This is a genomic window from Xanthomonas sp. WHRI 7945 (genome assembly GCF_035026585.1).
On the sequence record NZ_JAYIQP010000008.1, the window covers coordinates 63,903 to 80,039 of the forward strand.

Annotated in this window: 14 protein-coding genes; 6 read left to right on the top strand and 8 right to left on the bottom strand. The window is 70.0% G+C overall.

Features of this window, described 5'->3' with window-relative positions; genetic code table 11:
• Both VDQ83_RS08575 and VDQ83_RS08580 read left to right on the top strand, forming a co-directional pair.
• Window positions 1-1,602, top strand: a complete 1,602-nt coding sequence (locus VDQ83_RS08575) for a diguanylate cyclase domain-containing protein (RefSeq protein WP_455434586.1) — start codon at window positions 1-3, stop codon at window positions 1,600-1,602.
• Window positions 1,603-1,731: 129 nt separating this feature from the next.
• Window positions 1,732-2,598 (top strand): SDR family oxidoreductase, encoded by an 867-nt coding sequence (locus VDQ83_RS08580; protein WP_455434587.1) that lies wholly within the window; start codon window positions 1,732-1,734, stop codon window positions 2,596-2,598.
• A 268-nt stretch (window positions 2,599-2,866) separates the two neighbouring features.
• On the opposite strand, the gene VDQ83_RS08585 is transcribed toward VDQ83_RS08580, so the two are convergent.
• Together VDQ83_RS08585 and VDQ83_RS08590 are read right to left on the bottom strand one after the other, a co-directional pair.
• Window positions 2,867-3,733 carry an NAD(P)H-hydrate dehydratase gene (locus VDQ83_RS08585; RefSeq protein ID WP_455434588.1) on the bottom strand — a complete coding sequence of 289 codons (867 nt, stop codon included), beginning with the start codon at window positions 3,731-3,733 and terminating at the stop codon, window positions 2,867-2,869.
• Window positions 3,730-4,485, bottom strand: coding sequence for a histidine phosphatase family protein (locus tag VDQ83_RS08590; protein WP_455434589.1), 756 nt, complete (start codon window positions 4,483-4,485; stop codon window positions 3,730-3,732). Before VDQ83_RS08590 ends, VDQ83_RS08585 begins: the two co-directional genes overlap by 4 nt.
• 253 nt (window positions 4,486-4,738) lie before the next feature.
• On the opposite strand from VDQ83_RS08590, the gene VDQ83_RS08595 reads away from it, so the two are divergent.
• The 3 genes from VDQ83_RS08595 (at window position 4,739) to VDQ83_RS08605 (ending at window position 6,850) form a co-directional block, all read left to right on the top strand.
• Window positions 4,739-5,251 carry a ferritin-like domain-containing protein gene (locus VDQ83_RS08595; RefSeq protein ID WP_455434590.1) on the top strand — a complete coding sequence of 171 codons (513 nt, stop codon included), beginning with the start codon at window positions 4,739-4,741 and terminating at the stop codon, window positions 5,249-5,251.
• 68 nt (window positions 5,252-5,319) lie between these two features.
• A complete protein-coding gene (locus VDQ83_RS08600; RefSeq protein ID WP_309913726.1) occupies window positions 5,320-5,826 on the top strand; it encodes a YciE/YciF ferroxidase family protein in 507 nt (168 codons plus the stop codon).
• Between the two features lie 115 nt (window positions 5,827-5,941).
• The gene (locus VDQ83_RS08605) at window positions 5,942-6,850 is read left to right on the top strand and encodes a manganese catalase family protein (protein ID WP_455434591.1); all 909 of its coding nucleotides are present in this window, start codon (window positions 5,942-5,944) and stop codon (window positions 6,848-6,850) included.
• Between the two features lie 51 nt (window positions 6,851-6,901).
• Here the strand turns inward: VDQ83_RS08605 and VDQ83_RS08610 are convergent, their stop codons facing one another.
• Window positions 6,902-7,438, bottom strand: a complete 537-nt coding sequence (locus tag VDQ83_RS08610; protein WP_455434592.1) for a hypothetical protein — start codon at window positions 7,436-7,438, stop codon at window positions 6,902-6,904.
• A 27-nt stretch (window positions 7,439-7,465) separates the two neighbouring features.
• Window positions 7,466-8,107: a DUF6766 family protein gene (locus VDQ83_RS08615; protein WP_455434593.1), complete on the bottom strand. Its 642-nt coding sequence runs from the start codon at window positions 8,105-8,107 to the stop codon at window positions 7,466-7,468.
• A 235-nt stretch (window positions 8,108-8,342) separates the two neighbouring features.
• On the opposite strand from VDQ83_RS08615, the gene VDQ83_RS08620 reads away from it, so the two are divergent.
• A complete protein-coding gene (locus VDQ83_RS08620; protein WP_455434594.1) occupies window positions 8,343-9,074 on the top strand; it encodes an SOS response-associated peptidase in 732 nt (243 codons plus the stop codon).
• A 37-nt stretch (window positions 9,075-9,111) separates the two neighbouring features.
• On the opposite strand, the gene VDQ83_RS08625 is transcribed toward VDQ83_RS08620, so the two are convergent.
• The 4 genes from VDQ83_RS08625 to VDQ83_RS08640 form a co-directional block, all read right to left on the bottom strand.
• Window positions 9,112-9,573, bottom strand: coding sequence for a hypothetical protein (locus VDQ83_RS08625; protein ID WP_455434595.1), 462 nt, complete (start codon window positions 9,571-9,573; stop codon window positions 9,112-9,114).
• 353 nt (window positions 9,574-9,926) lie between these two features.
• Complete coding sequence (locus VDQ83_RS08630; protein ID WP_263397379.1) at window positions 9,927-11,006, bottom strand: NAD(P) transhydrogenase subunit alpha; 1,080 nt, start codon at window positions 11,004-11,006, stop codon at window positions 9,927-9,929.
• A 299-nt stretch (window positions 11,007-11,305) separates the two neighbouring features.
• Window positions 11,306-13,633 (bottom strand): DUF1631 domain-containing protein, encoded by a 2,328-nt coding sequence (locus VDQ83_RS08635; RefSeq protein WP_455434596.1) that lies wholly within the window; start codon window positions 13,631-13,633, stop codon window positions 11,306-11,308.
• 222 nt (window positions 13,634-13,855) lie between these two features.
• Window positions 13,856-16,102: a DUF1631 family protein gene (locus VDQ83_RS08640; RefSeq protein WP_455434597.1), complete on the bottom strand. Its 2,247-nt coding sequence runs from the start codon at window positions 16,100-16,102 to the stop codon at window positions 13,856-13,858.
• Between the last annotated feature and the right edge of the window lie 35 nt (window positions 16,103-16,137).

The following is a 16,137-nucleotide window of genomic DNA, read 5'->3' on the forward strand; positions in this document are numbered from 1 at the left end:
ATGCAGACGCCCTCCGACCAGCACGCGATCGACGCGGCCCGGCTCGAGCTCTCGCACCTGCGCCGCCAGTCGCTGGTGGCGCGGCTGGAGCTCGACCGGTTGCAAGCGGACCTGAGTACGCTGAAAGAGCGTGCGCCGCTTGGCCTTGCGACCGATCTGCAGGCGGCCAACGAACGGCTGGTGTTCTCCACGCTACGCGCCCAGGCGCAGGTGGCGAGCTACGAAACGGCGCTGCAGGACGCCACGCGCCATGCCAAGCGCGACGCGTTGACCGGCTTGCCGAACCGCGAACTGCTGTTCGAACGGCTCAATCTGGCCATCACCACGGCGCACGCGCAGCACAGCCGGATCGCCGTGCTGTTCCTGGATCTGAACGAATTCAAGCAGGTCAACGATCTGCTCGGCCACGCGACCGGCGACAGGTTCCTGCGCCTGGCCGCCGAGCGCATCGACGGCATCGTCGACGCGCATGTCACGGTGGCGCGCTATGGCGGCGACGAGTTCGTCGTGGTATTGACCGGACTGAGCACCAACGCCTACGCCGCCGCGACAGCGACGGCGCTGATCGAAGCCTTCGAACGGCCGGCGGTCGCCGACGAGGACGCGCTGCGGCTGGGGGTGAGCATCGGCATCAGCCTATATCCGGACGATGCCGACAACGCGGAGGCCCTGCTGTCACATTCGGACGACGCAATGTATTGCGCCAAGCGCCTGTCGACGGCCCGCTTCGAATTCTACGATCCGCGCCGCGTCGCCGAACTGCATGCGCACCGCAACGCCTTGGGCGCGAAAGCGCGCGCGATCGGCGCAACGACGGCACCAGATGCGGGCGAGAGCGAACAGCAGGCGCAGCTGCGCCAGGCCAACCAACACCTGGTGCTGGCGGCACTGAGCGCGCAGGAATTGCAGGCCGGCGCCGAGAAGGCCTACCAGCGGCAGGGCGAGTTCCTGGCCTTCGTGGCGCACGAGCTGCGCAATCCGCTGACGCCGATCCGCATCGCTGGCTCGATGCTGACCTCCCTGGCGCCCGCCGAGCTGCTGCACATGCAGCAGATCATCGAACACGAGGTCTCGCACATGGCCCGCCTAGTCGGCGACCTGTTGGACGTTTCGCGGGTCCGCACCGGCAAGCTGCGCCTGATCAAGCAAGCGATGGATCTGTGCGAGATCATCCTAGAGGCGGTCAATGCCTGCCGCCCGGCGATCGACGCGCGCCAGCAGACCTTGGCGTTGACCATGCCCGAGCATGCGCTGTGGATGCACGGCGACCGCGTGCGCCTGTCGCAGGTGGCGCGCAACCTGCTCGACAACGCCTGCAAATACACTCCCGAGCACGGCCGACTGACGCTGACGCTGCAGCAGATCGAGGGCCAGGCGCAGTTGATCGTCTCCGATACCGGCATCGGCATCTCCGCGCAGGCCTTGCCATTGGTGTTCGAACCGTTCGTGCAGGACACGCATGCGATCGGCTTCCACAGCGGCGGCATGGGCATCGGTCTGACCGTGGTGCGTGAAATCGTGACCGCGCACGGCGGCAGCGTGGTCGCCAGCAGCGCAGGGGTGGATGGCGGCAGCACGTTCAGCGTGTCGCTGCCGGTGTAACCGCGCCTGGCGAAGCCCGCTGCGGCACGCTTTTTGGCGTCGCCGCACACGCGATGACGACATGGCCTTGGCCGATCCTTTACCCGGCCACGTGCAAGCTTGCGCACTCCCCCGACGCAGGACATCGCCATGCCGGTTCCGAACTATCCCTACCCACCCTTCAAGCCGCAGCAGCAGTCGTTTCCCGGCCTGACCGACAAGATGGACCCCAAGCCCGATCACGGCGAGGACAGCTACGTCGGCCATGGCCTGCTGCAGGGCAAGCGCACGCTGATCACCGGCGGCGACAGCGGCATCGGCGCCGCGGTGGCGATCGCTTACGCGCGCGAAGGCGCCGACGTCGCCATCGCCTACCTGCCCAGCGAGCAGCACGACGCCGAGCGCATCGGCCAACTGGTCGAGACCGCCGGGGTGCGCGTGCTGCTGCAGCCCTGCGACATCAGCGACCGCGCACAGGCGCAGACGCTGATCGAGACCGTGACCGGCGCCTTCGGCGGGCTCGACGTGCTGGTCAACAACGCCGCCTACCAGCGCTATTTCCAGAGCTTCGACGAGATCACCCTGGACGAATGGGAAAAGACCTTCGCCACCAATGTGCACGCGGCCTTCAACCTGGTGCGTCTGGCGGTGCCGCACATGCCGGAGGGCGGTTCGATCATCAACACCGCCTCGGTCAACTCCAAGAAGCCCACGCCCAACATCCTCCCCTACTCCACCACCAAGGGCGCGGTGGCGAACATGACCATCGGCCTGGCCGGGCTGCTCGCGGACAAGAAGATCCGGGTCAACGCCGTGCTGCCGGGGCCGATCTGGACACCGTTCATCCCGGCCGGCATGGCGGCCGAAGAAGTGAAGGAATTCGGCTCGCAGACCGCGTTCGGCCGGCCCGGGCAGCCGGCGGAACTCGCCTCGACCTACGTGCTGCTCGCGTCCGACACATCCAGCTACACCTCCGGCGCGCTGATCACCATCGCCGGCGGGGCGGCGACGCTGTAGAGCTCGGGACTCGGGACCCGGGACCCGGGGCTAGAACGCGGGGATATTGAACAAACGACACACGGGCAGCGGCGTCGGAATTTTTCGGCGCCGCGAGCTCCCGAGGTTTTACCGACTCCCGTTCTTCGGGTTCCCGGTCCCGAGTCCCGGTCCTCACGCAAAACAACAGCCGGCATAGAATTTTTCCGCCTCTCCAGGCTCCCGAAGCTCTACCGACCTCCGTTCTTCGGGTCCCCGGTCCCTGGTCCCTAGTTCAAAGCCCCGATCCTCAACCCACCCCAAGCAGCCCCGGAACCTGCGCCGCGATCTCGCGCGCCAGCGGCCCCAGCGGGCCGATCCTGCGTGCCAGCAGCGCACCGGCGCGCGCATGCAGATGCACGCCCCATACCGCGGCCTGCGTGCTGTCGGCGCCGCGCGCCTGCAAGCCGCAGATGATGCCGGCCAGCACGTCGCCGGAGCCGGAGGTGCCCAGGCAGGGGCTGCCGCCGCGATGCACCCAGTGCGTCCCGCCCGGCGCGGCGATCACCGTGGTGGCCGACTTCAGCACCACGATCGCGCCGCTGTGCCGCGCGTACTCCAGCGCGACCGCGGTGGGATCGGCGGCGATGCGCTCGATCGCGATGCCGCTCAACGCGGCCATCTCACCGTGATGCGGGGTCAGCACGATGCGCCCGGGATCGGCCATGCCGTGCGTCTCCACCAGCGCCCCGGCGTCCAGCACCACGCCGCAGCCGGTGGTCGCGAGCAGTTGCGCGATGCGCGCGCGCAGCGCCGGCTTGCCGCGCATGCCGGGGCCGATCAGCAGCGCATCGGTGCGGGCGACGTCGCGCCGCAGCGCCGCGCCCTCCAGGCGCAGTTCGCCGTCGGCGGCGACCGGCAGTCCCACCACCCGCGCCTCGGGCAAGGCGATCGCCATCGCCGTGGCCACCGGCCGCGCAGTGGCGACCTGCAGCTTGCCGGCACCGGCGCGCAGTGCCGCCTCCGCCGCCAACAACGCCGCGCCGGGAATCTCGCAGCTGCCGCCGATCACCAGCACGCGCCCGCGCTGTTCCTTGCCGGTGACGCCGGCGGCGCTCGGCAACGGCCAGCGCCGCAGCAGCGCCGCCGTCACCGCGATCGCGCGCACGCGGGTCATCGCGGTCCGCCCGGCTGGTCGGACGCAGTGGTCACCGGCACCTCGAACGGCACCGCATTGGCCTGGACCAGGCCGAAGCGCGGTGCGCCCTCGCTGTCGCCGATGGCGTATTCGGTGACGCTGCAGTTGGGCACGTCGTTACCGCGGTCGATGTCCAGGATCGCCGCTTCGTCCAGGCGTTCGAGCAGGTAGCGCATGCAGTTGACGATGACCTGGTGGGCCACGATCAGCACGCGCTCGCCGGCATGGTCGCGGCGCAGTTCCTCGACCACGCTGCGCAGGCGCAGGATCACGTCGCACCAGCTCTCGCCGCCGGGCGGCCGGAAATAGAACTTGCCGACCGAGGCGCGCTGTTCGGCCAGTTCCGGAAAGCGGCTGGCGATGCCGTGCCGGGTGTAGCGGTCGAGGATGCCGAATTCCTTCTCGCGCAGGCGCTCGTCCAGCGCCGCTGCCGCCGGCGGCAGCCGCAGCGCCTCGCCGATCGCCGCGCAGGTCTGTTGCGCACGCAGGAACGGCGAGGTCAGCAGGATGCTGGGCCGCTGTTGCGCCGGCAGCGCCGCGAACCAGCGCCCCAGTTGCTGCGATTGCTGCAGGCCCAGTTCGGACAACGGCGTGTCGGCGTCGCGGGTGGCGATGTCGATCAGGTCCTGTCCGGATTCCTCGGCCAGGTCGCGGGCGACGTTGCCCGCGCTCTGTCCGTGCCGCACCAGCCACAGGCGCTGCGGCCAGTCGGCGTGATCGAGTTTGGGCACATGGGTCTCCTGTGAGGGTGGGCCGCACGAGCCTGGCGTGGCGGCCGTGAACGCGCGGTCGCCACGCAGACGATGACGCGCGCATTCAGCGTGGGAGAACGCTGCGCTCCTCGCAAAGCGTTCACCCTTCATTGAATCCGCACTAACGCCAGGCGGTCTAGCTTGGCTTCCACGGGGACAAGACAGCGAGTGCGCAACGCCACGATGGCGGAGCGCCGAAGTTGGAACCCGCACTTCCTTTGGAGAAACATTCATGACGCGAAGCAATACCGAGCGCCTGCTGAAATGGCTGCAGGACGCCTATGCGATGGAGCAGGAGGCGAACACGATGCTGACCGCCACCGCCGGCCGCCTGGAGCACTATCCCGAACTCAAGGCACGCATCGAGCAGCACATCACCGAAACCCGCGACCAGTCCGAACAGGTGAAGCGCTGCATCGAACTGCTCGGCGGCTCCATCCCCGCCATCAAGGGCGCGGTCGCCAGCGTGATGGCCACCGTGCACGCCGCTGGCAACTCGATGATGAGCGACGAAGTGGCCAAGAGCCTGGGCATCAGCTACGCCTTCGAACACATGGAAGTCGCCAGCTATCGCGCGCTGGTCATTGCCGCCAAGGAGGCAGACCAACCGCAGATCGCCGAGGTCTGCGCCGCCATCCTCGACCAGGAAATCGCCATGGCCGAGTGGCTGATCGAACACCAGGAGGCCACGATCCTGGCCTTCCTGAAACGCGAACGGACCGAAGGCCAGACGGCCAAGCACTAGCCCCTGCCGAACACGCGTCCGCGCACTTTCCGCACCACCACCACTACCAACCACGGAGATCCATCGACATGGCCATCAAGACCATCGACGAACTGTTCCTGCACGAGCTTTCCGACATCTACAGCGCCGAAAAGCAGCTGACCAAGGCGTTGCCGAAACTGGCCCGCGCCTCGACCAATCCCGCCCTGCGCGCCGCCTTCGAGACCCATCTGGAGGAAACCCAGGGCCAGATCGAGCGCCTCGACAAGATCGTGGAGATTCTCGACCTGCGCCTGAAGCGCATCAAGTGCGCGGCGATGGAAGGCCTGGTGGAGGAAGGCAAGGAAGTGATCGAGTCGATCGAAGCCGGCCCGGTGCGCGACGCCGCGCTGATCGGCGGCGCGCAGAAGGTCGAGCATTACGAGATCGCGTCCTACGGCACGCTGGCGGCGATGGCCAAGCAACTCGGCAAGACCGATGCGCTGAAGCTGCTGCTGGAAACGCTGGAAGAAGAGAAGTCCACCGACGAGAAGCTGACCCTGCTCGCCGAGCAGGGCGGCAACGAGGCAGCCGCGCAGAAGCGCAAGGCGGCCTGACCGCATCGCCGCGGCGCCGATCCTCGGCGCCGCGGCTTCATCCCAGACGCCCCACCGGCCACGACGCTCCACGTCGTCGTGGCTTTGCCGTGGATGGCACTCCAGGAGATTCCCCATGTTCATGCACAACAAGCGACTGATGTACACGGTGCGCGTGGCACAACCGGATCCGGCGCTGGCCTCGCTGATGCTCGAGCAGTTCGGCGGGCCGCAAGGCGAGCTGGCCGCCGCCATGCGCTATTTCACCCAGGCCATCGGCGAGGTCGACCCGGGCCGCAAGGACCTGCTCTACGACATCGCCACCGAGGAACTGAGCCACCTGGAGATCATCGGCTCGATCATCGCCATGCTCAACCAGGGGCCCAAGGCGGTGCTGTCCGAAGGCATGGCCGAAGCGGAGGAGATGCGCAATCTCACCATGAACAACAGCACCAGCCAGACCCAGCAGATCCTGTATGGCGGCGGGCCGGCGCTGGTGAATTCCAGCGGCGTGCCGTGGACATCGGCCTATGTCGATTCGATCGGCGAACCGACCGCCGACCTGCGCTCCAACATCGCCGCCGAGGCGCGCGCCAAGATCGTCTACGAGCGGCTGATCAACGTCACCGACGATCCAGGCATCGTCGATGCGCTGAAGTTCCTGATGACCCGCGAGGTGGCGCACCAGAAGTCGTTCGAGAAGGCGCTGTACGCGATCGAGCCGAACTTCCCGCCGGGCAAGCTGCCGGGCGATCCGGCGTTCACCGACAAGTTCTACGACATGTCGCAGGGCGAAGGCGACATGAACGGCCCGTGGAACAGCGGCAGCCAGTGGGAAAAGGTCTCCGACCGCAATCGCCAGGCCGCGGTGGACGGCGGCAGCGGCGTGCCCAGCGTCGGCCTCAGTCCCGCCGAGGAAAGCGCGCTGCAGGCGCTGGCGGCGCGCACGATGTCGCAGCCGGACAGCGACCCGACCACCGGCGCCGATCTCGGTGCAGGCCCCGGCGCCGGTTCCACCAAGGGCAACATCACCCTGCAACCGTAACCGCAGCACCCGCAGCGGCGAACGCGTTTCGCCACTGCACGCTGCGTTGCCTCAGGCGCGGCGCGGGCCATTGCGCCGCGCCCGCGCGCGCAGGCACGACAGCGTTTCCGCCAGCGCCGGCAGCACGGTCATCGCCAACGCCGGCACCAGCACCGCGATCCACAGCGGCGCTGGCAACGCCGGAGCGCGCCACCCTAGTCCCCAGCCGGCCTGCAGGGCCGCGCTCCCCTCGTGCGTGGCGACCCATGCCAGTCCGATCCACGGCGCCATGTCCAGCACGCTGTGCACGTGCTGCTCCAGCGGCCCGATGGCGCGCACGCCGTAGGCCACGCGGGTGTCCCAGTAGCCGACCAGGGCATGCACGACCACCAGCAGCGCCATCGCCGACAGCTGCGCCAGGCCAGGCTGCAGACTCAGCCACGCGAGCACAGCCAAGCCGACGCACAGCAACTGCAGATGGTGCAGCAGCGACTCGCGCAGCCCGGAGGTGTGCGGCAGATCGCTGCGCCGGTGCAGCAGGAAATCGCCCAGGCCGGCGCTCAGCCACAGCAGGTACGCGATGTAGGCGAAGGGCGCGATCGTCTGCATGGACCATCCTCCCGAATGGCGGCCCGGTCAGCTCCCGGTCTGCGTGTGCGGCGCAGGCACCGGCTTGGACTGCGGCGAGTCCTTCTGCCGCAGCCAGATGGTCAGCACCACCAGCGAGAACACCGCCAGGAACTCGCTCTGCCAGTTCTGCATCGACTCGAACCAGAACTGCGCGCTGCCCAGATGCTCGAGGAAGGGAATCGTCGGCAACCGCTGCATCGCGCGCTCGGCCAACTCGTGCCGCCAACTGCCCAGCGCGTGCAGCACGAAGCTGGTCAGGAACAGCAGGCCGAACGCCAGTGCCAGCGAGTGCTCGTACAGCTTCAGCCAGATGCCGCCGGCGCGTACCGGCCATGGCGTGGTGCCGGGCGCGATGGTTTCGTCTTCCTCGTCCGGCGGCAATGGCCGCGATTCCGCCGAGCCCCACTGGCGCAGCTTCACCGTGAGCAGCACGTACATGCCCATCTGCAGGAATTCGCTTTCCCAGTTCTCGAACAGCGCGCCGACGAAATGGCCGCTGCGCAGGTATTCCCAGAACATCAGCGGCGCCAGGCCCTGCTGGCGCAGTTCGTCGTTGTACGCGTGCTGGCCGCTGAGCGCCTGGCCGCCGATGAACAGCAGGGTCAGGCCCAACAACACCAGCGACAGGCCATTGCGTTTAAAGAACATGCGTGGACGTCTCCTCCTGCACCGCACCCGCGGCGGTCGCCTGGGTCGGCGGCGACTATGCCCGCGGCTGCGGGAAGACAGGATGAAGAAGAAGCTGGCGCGGCGCAGGCATCGGGCAACCCGGCGCCATGCCGCGATGATGCGCTGCGCGGGCGGCGGCGCACGCCGGCGCTTCTTCACCTGCGCTTGTCCACCCCGCGCACTAAGGTGCTGGCATGCGCAATGCGAGGAACCGATGAGACGCTTCGTCCAGGCCTTCGGCATCGAGGACGACCTGCCCGCGCGGCTGGACCCGTCGCTGCGCGAGGCGCTGGCGGCGTATCCGGACAACTACAACCTGGGCAAGGGCGACGTCGCGTCCGCGATCCTGTGCCGCGACGGCACGCCGCAGGTGGAGCGCCTGCAATGGGGCATCGTGCCGCGCTGGTCGAAGACCCCGGACACGCCCTACACCACCGTCACCGCGCGGCTGGAACGCGCCGCACGCAGCCGCATTTTCGCCGCGCCGTGGAAGAGCCAGCATTGCGTGATCCCCTTGTCCGGCTATTACAAGTGGGACCGCAGCCGCAAACCCGCGCAGCCCTATTACATCCACCACGCCGACGGCGAGGTGCTGCTGGCGGCGGGGCTGTGGGAACGCTGGGAACGCGGCGAACCGGCGCTGCTCAGCTTCAGCATGCTGACCCACGCCAATCCCGCCATTCCCGCGCCGCTGACCGCGGACGGGCCGATCTTCCTGGACGGCGACCGCTGGCGCAGCTGGCTGCGCGGACCGCGGCTGTTTCCTGCCGCGTTCCTGGCGCGGGCGCCGCAACCGGCGCTGCTGGCCTATCCGGTGTCGCCGGCCTACCAGCGCCGCGAGCGCAACGACTACACCTTGCTGGAACCGGTGGATGCCGATGCCGCCCGGCTCGGCGATGCTGCCGACGCGGGCGCGGATGAGGACGAAGACGACGAAGACGAGTGACATGCCCATCGGCGCGATCGCGCCGCGCGCGCGAACGTCACCAATCGAAACCGGCAACGAACATCTTCTGGTCGGCCGCGCCGCGAGCGCAGCCGGCCGAGGTGATCACATGGCCGGCCTCCAGCTTGCCGCCGATCTCGCGCACGGCCTGCGCTTCGCGGATGCAGTCCGGCCCCGCGCTGCCGCGCAGCGGCGGTCGCGGATCCGCGCGTATGTGCTCCACCAGGACGATGCGGCTGCCGCGATTGAACGGCTCGATGCGCACCTTGCCGTGGCGGTCCGGACTGAACCCGCACGGTGCCGGGATCGCCAGCGCCAGCAGTTCGGTCTCGCCGCGCAGCAGTGCGCAGTGGCCGCCGCGCTCGCCCAACTGCACGTCGCCAGCGCCGAACGCAACCTGGGTGAGCAGCGGCGCGACCGCGGATGCAATCGGGTCCTGCGCGGCGGCGATGGAACTGGCCACGGCGAGCACGGCAGCGAGCACGGCACGAAGATGCATCAGGCGAGTCCTTGCTTGAACGGGGGGCGGCACAGTGTGGCAGATGCGACCGCGGAGCGGCCTCGTGCACCTCGCAGCTGGATCGCCAACGCAACGCGTGGGCCGCATGAGCACCGCTGCCGCCTTTCTTGCGGTGCACTCAGATTGGCCTGGCGCAAACCATGTGGGAGCGACTTCAGTCGCGACGGGCTCTACCGGGAAGGCCCGTCGCGACTTCAGTCGCGACGGGCGTTACCGGTAGAGCCCGTCGCGACTGAAGTCGCTCCCACAGGTATTTGCCGTCGGCTAGTAGGTTGCTGACGAAGACACTCCGGCAGCGCCTGCCACGCCCGACTGCGGCCGCCGCATCCCGATCAGCCGGTCCAGCGCGTCTTGGCCAGCAGCTCGTCGTCCCAGTCGTAGGCGATCGCGCCGTCCTTCAGGAACAGCGCGACGAAGTTGTAGACGTTGCGCGCGTACATCTCGCTGGCGTGCACGGCGCCCATGCTGGCCAGGTCGAGCGGGCCGGCGACGACCACGCCGCCGTGCTCGATGGTTTCGCCGGGGCGGGTCAGTTCGCAGTTGCCGCCGGTCTCGGCGGCCAGGTCCACCACCACGCTGCCCGGCTTCATGCCCTCGACCATCGCCGCGCTGAGGATCTTCGGTGCCGGCCGCCCGGGCACCGCGGCGGTGCACACCACCACGTCGATGCCCTTCAGGTGATCGGCCAGGCGCCGCTGCTGCTCGGCGCGCTCCTCCTCGGTTAGTTGCCGCGCGTAGCCGCCCTCGCCCGCGGCGCTGACGCCCAGGTCGAGGAACTTGCCGCCCAGCGACTCGATCTGCTCGCGCGTCTCCGGGCGCACGTCGAAACCCTCGACCTGCGCGCCCAGGCGCTTGGCGGTGGCGATGGCCTGCAGGCCGGCGACGCCGGCGCCGACGATCAGCACCTTGGACGGGCGGATGGTGCCGGCGGCGGTGGTCAGCATCGGGAAGAAGCGCGGCGCCAGCTGCGCGGCGATCAGGGTGGCCTTGTAGCCGGCCATGCCGGCCTGCGAGCTGAGCACGTCCATCGCCTGGGCACGCGTGGTGCGCGGCAGCCGTTCCAGCGGGAAGGCGACCAGTTCGCGCGCCTGCATCGCCTCGGCGCGCGCCGGATCGGCCTGCGGCTGCAGGATCCCGACCACGCCCGCGGCGGGCTTGAGCTGGTTCAGCGCCGCGACCGGCAACGGCTGCACGCACAGCACCAGGTCGGCCTGCGCCGGGGTCGCGGCATCGGCGAGCTGCGCGCCGGCCGCCAGATAGGCCGCATCGACGAAACCGGCCGACGCGCCGGCGCCGGGCTCGACGTGCACCTGCGCGCCGAGCGCGCCGAGCTTCTTCACCGTCTCCGGCGTCGCCGCCACGCGGCGTTCGCCGTGCGCCGACTCCTTCACCACCAGCACCTGCACTGCCATGCGATTCCCCGTGGGTTGCCCGCCTTAGTCGGCGCCGATGCTACAGGGTCCGCGCGGCGATGGCAGCGCCAGGCCGGCCGGTTGCGCGTCCTGGCCGGTCGCGCGCCGGGCGCGGGCATGCACAAGGACGCACGAATCGCATGCGGGAGCGACTTCGGTCGCGACGGGCCTTCCCCGGCAAAGCCTGTCGCGACCGAAGATCCTGATCGAGCGCCTGTTCGGCGGCCAGCGCGCACGCGCGCAGCTGTGCGTGAGCAAGTCGCCCGTCGCTCCCACAATGCGTGGGTCGCGACGGACCCTCAGTGCAAGGTCGCGTTCTGCGGATCGAGGCGGTCGATGACGCCCTGCATCGCGCTGTCGAAGGCGCCGTCGTTGACGTGGCTGCGCAGCCGGCCCAGCCGCACCATCACCGCCAGTTCCTCCGGCGAGGCCACGCAGAAGCGCACGCCGCGGCGGTTGACGAACAGCAGCCGCGCCGAGATCGGGCTCACCCACGACAGCTTGCCGGTCTGCACCTTGCCGTCGCGGTCGATGAAGTCCAGCCAGGTGCCGATCGGCATCGAGCGGAAACGATCGGCGTCGGCGTTGTCGTAGTCCTCGATCTTCTCCGCGGCAGCGACCTCCACCGACTGCGCCTCCTGCACCGGCGGTTGCGGCAAGGCCACCTGCGGCAGTTCCGGCAGCGGCCGCTCCAGTTCCGGACGCACTTCGGCCACGCCCTGCAGCGTGTCGTGCAGCACGTTGATCGCCGCGGCGGCAGCCTCGGCATGCAGGCCGACGCTGGCGAACACCTTCTGCAGCGGCCCTTGCCAGGCCTGCAGCCAGGGCTTGCCGACGATGTGCCGGCGCGCCTCGGCCGCTTCCTCGAGCACGCCGTCGGCCAGCGCCAGCGCATCGCGCACGCCCGCGCCTTCCTCGCCTTCGCGCAGCATGGCCATGGTCAGGTGGTGCTGCCACGGCTGGCGCAGGAAGTCCTCCAGCGCCTGCGGCAATTGCAGGCCCTGCAGCCGCACCTGCAGTTCGGCCTCGGCGCGCTGCCGCGCCAGTTCCAGCTTCTCCTGCCCGCGCTGGGTCTCCGCGGCGCGGCGCTCGGCGATCTCGATGCGGCGCCGGTGCTGGCCCAGGAAATCGCGAAATTCCTCTTCCAGGGTCAGGAAGATCGCCAGGTTCTCGTTGAACTCGGCGACCAACCGCTCGACGATTTCCTCGACCTTGCCCATCAGCACGCGTTCGGCCGGACTCTCGCCGGTATTGCCTTCGCAGGCCTCGGCCAGCGAATTGAGCAGGCGCCGCGCCGGATGGGTCTTCTGCACGAACATGCGCCGGTCCAGCAGCGCGACCTTGACGAACGGCACCACCAGGCGCCCGATCAGCTCGCGCGAGCGGCCTTCCAGGTCGCGTTCGTCGAGCATCACGTCGAACAGCATGCCGACCAGGTCGATCGCATCCTCGTCGACCGGATCCAGCCGCGCATGCGCCGGATCCACGCCGAACTGGGTGGCGTTGGACAGCACTTCGCTCTTCAACCGCTGCGCCAGCGATTCGCCGTCGTCGCCGATCGCCGCGCGCAGCGTGGCGCTGGGCGTGGCCTGCAGCAGCGACAGCACCGAAATCATCTCGCGCTGGCTCAGCGGCCGCTGCTGGCCGACCGCGGCGGTCGCCGCCGAGGTGGCGCTCTCGCGCACGCTGCGGGTCTGCTGCAGCAATTCGTGCAAGGCCTCCAGCAACACGCCCTGGCTGCCGCCGGGCAGGTTGGCGCCCGCCTCGGCGTAGCCTTCGCCGGCCTGCAGGCGGCCGCGGCTCTCGGCCCAGCGATTGACGAAGCGGCTGGCCCAGGCCGGCGCGTAGTGTTCGTCGTACTCGCCCGCCTCGCCACCGGCGCCGCCGTCCTCGCCGGCGCCGGCACTGTCGTTGCGCGCCTGGCGCTCTTCCGGCGCCGGTGCGCGCCGCGGCGGCGGTGGCGGTCGTGGCCGCGAGATCTCCGGCATGACCCCGGCCTGCGCCAGGCTGTCGTCCAGTTGCTGGTAGAGCTTGCCGATGCCGGCGGTGAGGTCGCGCTCGCACAGCTTGATCAGCACCAGCCGCACTTCCGGGGCCAGGTCGCTGGTGGAGAACGCGGCATGCACCGCGACGCCGATGTGTTCGGGGCCGACCGGATTGGTGTCGGCGTCCAGTTCCAGGCCGCCGGCGATCCAGCCCAGGCGGCGGTCGATGCGGCTGAGCACCGGCTTCCATTCGCGCAGCAGCACGCTGGCCAGGTTGCGCACCGCCAGCCGCGATTCCAGTTCGCTTTCCGACACCAGGCTCAGGCCCTGGCCGTAGCCGGCCAGCGCCACTTCCGCCGACAGCGGCGTGCCGGCTTCCAGCGCCTGCCAGGCCTGGTCCAGCTGCGCGCGGAAGCGCGCGGCGATCTCCTCGCGGCGGCGGCGCAGCTCGCGCATGCCGTCCAGGAACAGCAGCTGCGAGGCGCCGGCGCTCTCGGCGCGGTCGAACAGCACGTCGTCGAAATGCGCCAGCGCGGCGGCGAACGCCTGCCCCAGCACCGGCAGCATGCCGTCGCGCGCCTGCACCAGCAGGTGCGGAGCGCGCGCGGGATGTGCATGCGGCGAGCTGGGGCTGAAACTCATGCGCGAAGGCTCCGCGCCGCGAGCGGCGCTAGGGAAGAAGTAAAAGGAAGTCGAACGGACGCGGCCCCTGTTTCCGCCTCTGCATGGTAGGCAAGGTACCTGAACGACAACCGTGATGCATAGCGCATTTCATGCTCCGGAACGTGACTCGCCCCCTCATCGTAGGCCGTCCATGCGTAACCCCGCCTGCAGCGGCGTGCGAAATCGGGGCGGCGACGCGGGTCAGGCGGCGGCCGCGACCCGCTCCAGACGGTCCACCGCACCCTGCATCGCGCTATAGAACGCATCGTCGTCGCGATGCAGGCGCAACCGGTCCAGCCGTACCATCATCGCCAGCGCCTCCGGCGAGGCCACGCACAGGCGGCCGCCGCGGCGGTTCACGAACATCAGCCGCGCCGAGATCGGGCTCACCCAGGACAGCTTGCCCGGTTGCACGCGACCCTCGCGATCGACGAAGTCCAGCCAGGTGCCCATCGCCAGCGTGCGGAAATAATCGGCGGTGACATGGTCGAAATCGGTGGCCTGCGCCGGCTCCGGCAGCGCCGGTACCGTCTCCGCCGTGGGCGCTTCGGGCGCGACCACGGCCGCCGGCGCCGGCGTCTGCAGCGGGCGCGCATGCGCCAGGTCGTCCAGCGCCGCGTGCAGGGCCAGCCAGGCGGCCTCGGCGGCGGCCGCGTCCAGGCCGACGCTGGTCCACAGCCGCAACAGCTCGGCGCGCTGTGGCTGCAGCCAGCCGGCGGCTGGCATACCGCCCCCGGCCTGCGCCTGGCGGCATTGCGCCAGCACCGCGTCGCCGAGCGCCAGCGCCGCGGTCACCGCCGCGCCGTGGCCGTCGTCGCGCAGCGCCGATTGCTGCAGGTACTGGCACCAGGGCTGGCGCAGGAAGGTTTCGATCGGTGCCGGCAGCGCGGTGCCATGCGCGTCGCGCTGCAGGCGTTCGTCCACGGCCTGCGCGGCCAGGCGCCGCGCCCGGTCGCGGCGCTCCTCGGCGCGCTGCATTTCGGCCGCGCGGCGCTCGGCGATCTCCACCCGGCGCCGGTATTGCTCGTAGGCGCCGCCGAATTCCGCTTCCAGGCTCAGGAACACCGCCAGGTGCTCGTCGAAATCGCGCACCACCCGCTCCACCACCGCCTGCGCCTGCGCCAGCAGCGCCTGCTCGGCGGCGGTGTCGCCGGCGTTGCCGTCGCAGGCATCGGCGAGCAGGTTGAGCAGGCGTCGCGCCGGATGCCCGTCGCGCACGAACAGGCGGCCGTCGATCAGCGCCACCTTGGCCATCGGCACCAGCATCTGCCCGAGCAGTTCGCGTTGCGCCGGCTGCAGCACGCATTCGTCGAGCATGACTTCGAACAGCAGCCCGACCAGCTCCAGCGTGTCCGCATCGGCCGGCTCCAGCCGGGTGCCGGCCGGATCCAGGCCCAGCGACGCGCCGACCGCCACCACCTGCTGGCGCAGCCCCTGCGCCAGCGGTCCGCCGTGTTCGCCGATGGCGGCGAAGCCGGCCAGCGGCGTGGTCTGCAGCAGCGACAGGATCGACAACAGTTCGCGCGGCGACAAGCTGCGGCGCGCGTCGTCGGCGGTGTCGGCCGCAGCCGGCTGCGCCTCGTGCAGCAAGGCGCGCAACGCCGGCGGCAGCACCTCGTGGTCGTCGCGCGCATGCGCGTCCAGCGCGCGCGCGACGCGGCGCTGCGTGGCCGACAGCGGCGCGGCGGCGTTCCAGGTCTCGAAGAAGCGGCTGATCCAGTCCGGCGCCGCATCGTCATCGCCGCCAGCGTCGGCGCGGTTGCGCGGGATCGCGCGGCGGCGCGTGCGCCCCGTCGGCAGCGAGCGCGCCCGCGCGACCTGGTCCAGGCGCTGCTCCAGCCGCCCATACAGCTCGCCGACCCGCTCCTGCAGTTCCTGCTCGCAGATCTTGACGATCGCCAGCTGCACCTGCGGCGCCAGCACCAGGCCGTGCAGCGCCGCGTAGACCGCGGCGCCGACGTGTTCGGGGCCGAACGGATTGTTGTCGGCATCGATGCGCTGGCCGCCGGCGATGAAGCCGAGGAAGCGGTTGAGCCGCATCAGTTCCGGGCGCCAGCGGTGCTGGATTGCGCCGGCCAGGTTGCGCACCGCCAGGCGCACGTCCAGTTCCTGCTCGGACACCAGGCTCAGGTCGCCGCGCTCGCGCGCCAGGGTGCGTTCCACCGACAGCGGGCGACCGGCCTCCAGGGCCTGCCAGGCCTGCGCCAGATGGCCGCGGAAGCGCGCCGCGATCGGCTCGCGCTGCTGCCGCAGCAGCTGGATCGCCTCGAAATAGTCGTTCTGGGTCGGCCCGGCGCGCTCGGCCATGCGGAACAGCGCATCGGCGAGCACGTCCAGCACCTCGCCGAACGCACCGGCGAGCGGCACCGACACCACGTCCCGGACCTGGTCGAGCAGGTCCGAGTTGCGGCTTGGGAGCAACTCCTCGGCATATTCGGCGATTGTCATGGCAGTGTGATACGCAAGCGCAAGTGAGACCGACG

Bases quoted from the DNA above. Each gene is read 5' to 3' on its own strand.
- VDQ83_RS08575 (WP_455434586.1), top strand. From the start codon at position 1: ATGCAGACGCCCTCCGACCAGCACGCGATCGACGCGGCCCGGCTCGAG.
- VDQ83_RS08580 (WP_455434587.1), top strand. From the start codon at position 1,732: ATGCCGGTTCCGAACTATCCCTACCCACCCTTCAAGCCGCAGCAGCAG.
- VDQ83_RS08585 (WP_455434588.1), bottom strand. From the start codon at position 3,733: ATGACCCGCGTGCGCGCGATCGCGGTGACGGCGGCGCTGCTGCGGCGC.
- VDQ83_RS08595 (WP_455434590.1), top strand. From the start codon at position 4,739: ATGACGCGAAGCAATACCGAGCGCCTGCTGAAATGGCTGCAGGACGCC.
- VDQ83_RS08600 (WP_309913726.1), top strand. From the start codon at position 5,320: ATGGCCATCAAGACCATCGACGAACTGTTCCTGCACGAGCTTTCCGAC.
- VDQ83_RS08605 (WP_455434591.1), top strand. From the start codon at position 5,942: ATGTTCATGCACAACAAGCGACTGATGTACACGGTGCGCGTGGCACAA.
- VDQ83_RS08610 (WP_455434592.1), bottom strand. From the start codon at position 7,438: ATGCAGACGATCGCGCCCTTCGCCTACATCGCGTACCTGCTGTGGCTG.
- VDQ83_RS08615 (WP_455434593.1), bottom strand. From the start codon at position 8,107: ATGTTCTTTAAACGCAATGGCCTGTCGCTGGTGTTGTTGGGCCTGACC.
- VDQ83_RS08620 (WP_455434594.1), top strand. From the start codon at position 8,343: ATGAGACGCTTCGTCCAGGCCTTCGGCATCGAGGACGACCTGCCCGCG.
- VDQ83_RS08625 (WP_455434595.1), bottom strand. From the start codon at position 9,573: ATGCATCTTCGTGCCGTGCTCGCTGCCGTGCTCGCCGTGGCCAGTTCC.
- VDQ83_RS08630 (WP_263397379.1), bottom strand. From the start codon at position 11,006: ATGGCAGTGCAGGTGCTGGTGGTGAAGGAGTCGGCGCACGGCGAACGC.
- VDQ83_RS08635 (WP_455434596.1), bottom strand. From the start codon at position 13,633: ATGAGTTTCAGCCCCAGCTCGCCGCATGCACATCCCGCGCGCGCTCCG.
- VDQ83_RS08640 (WP_455434597.1), bottom strand. From the start codon at position 16,102: ATGACAATCGCCGAATATGCCGAGGAGTTGCTCCCAAGCCGCAACTCG.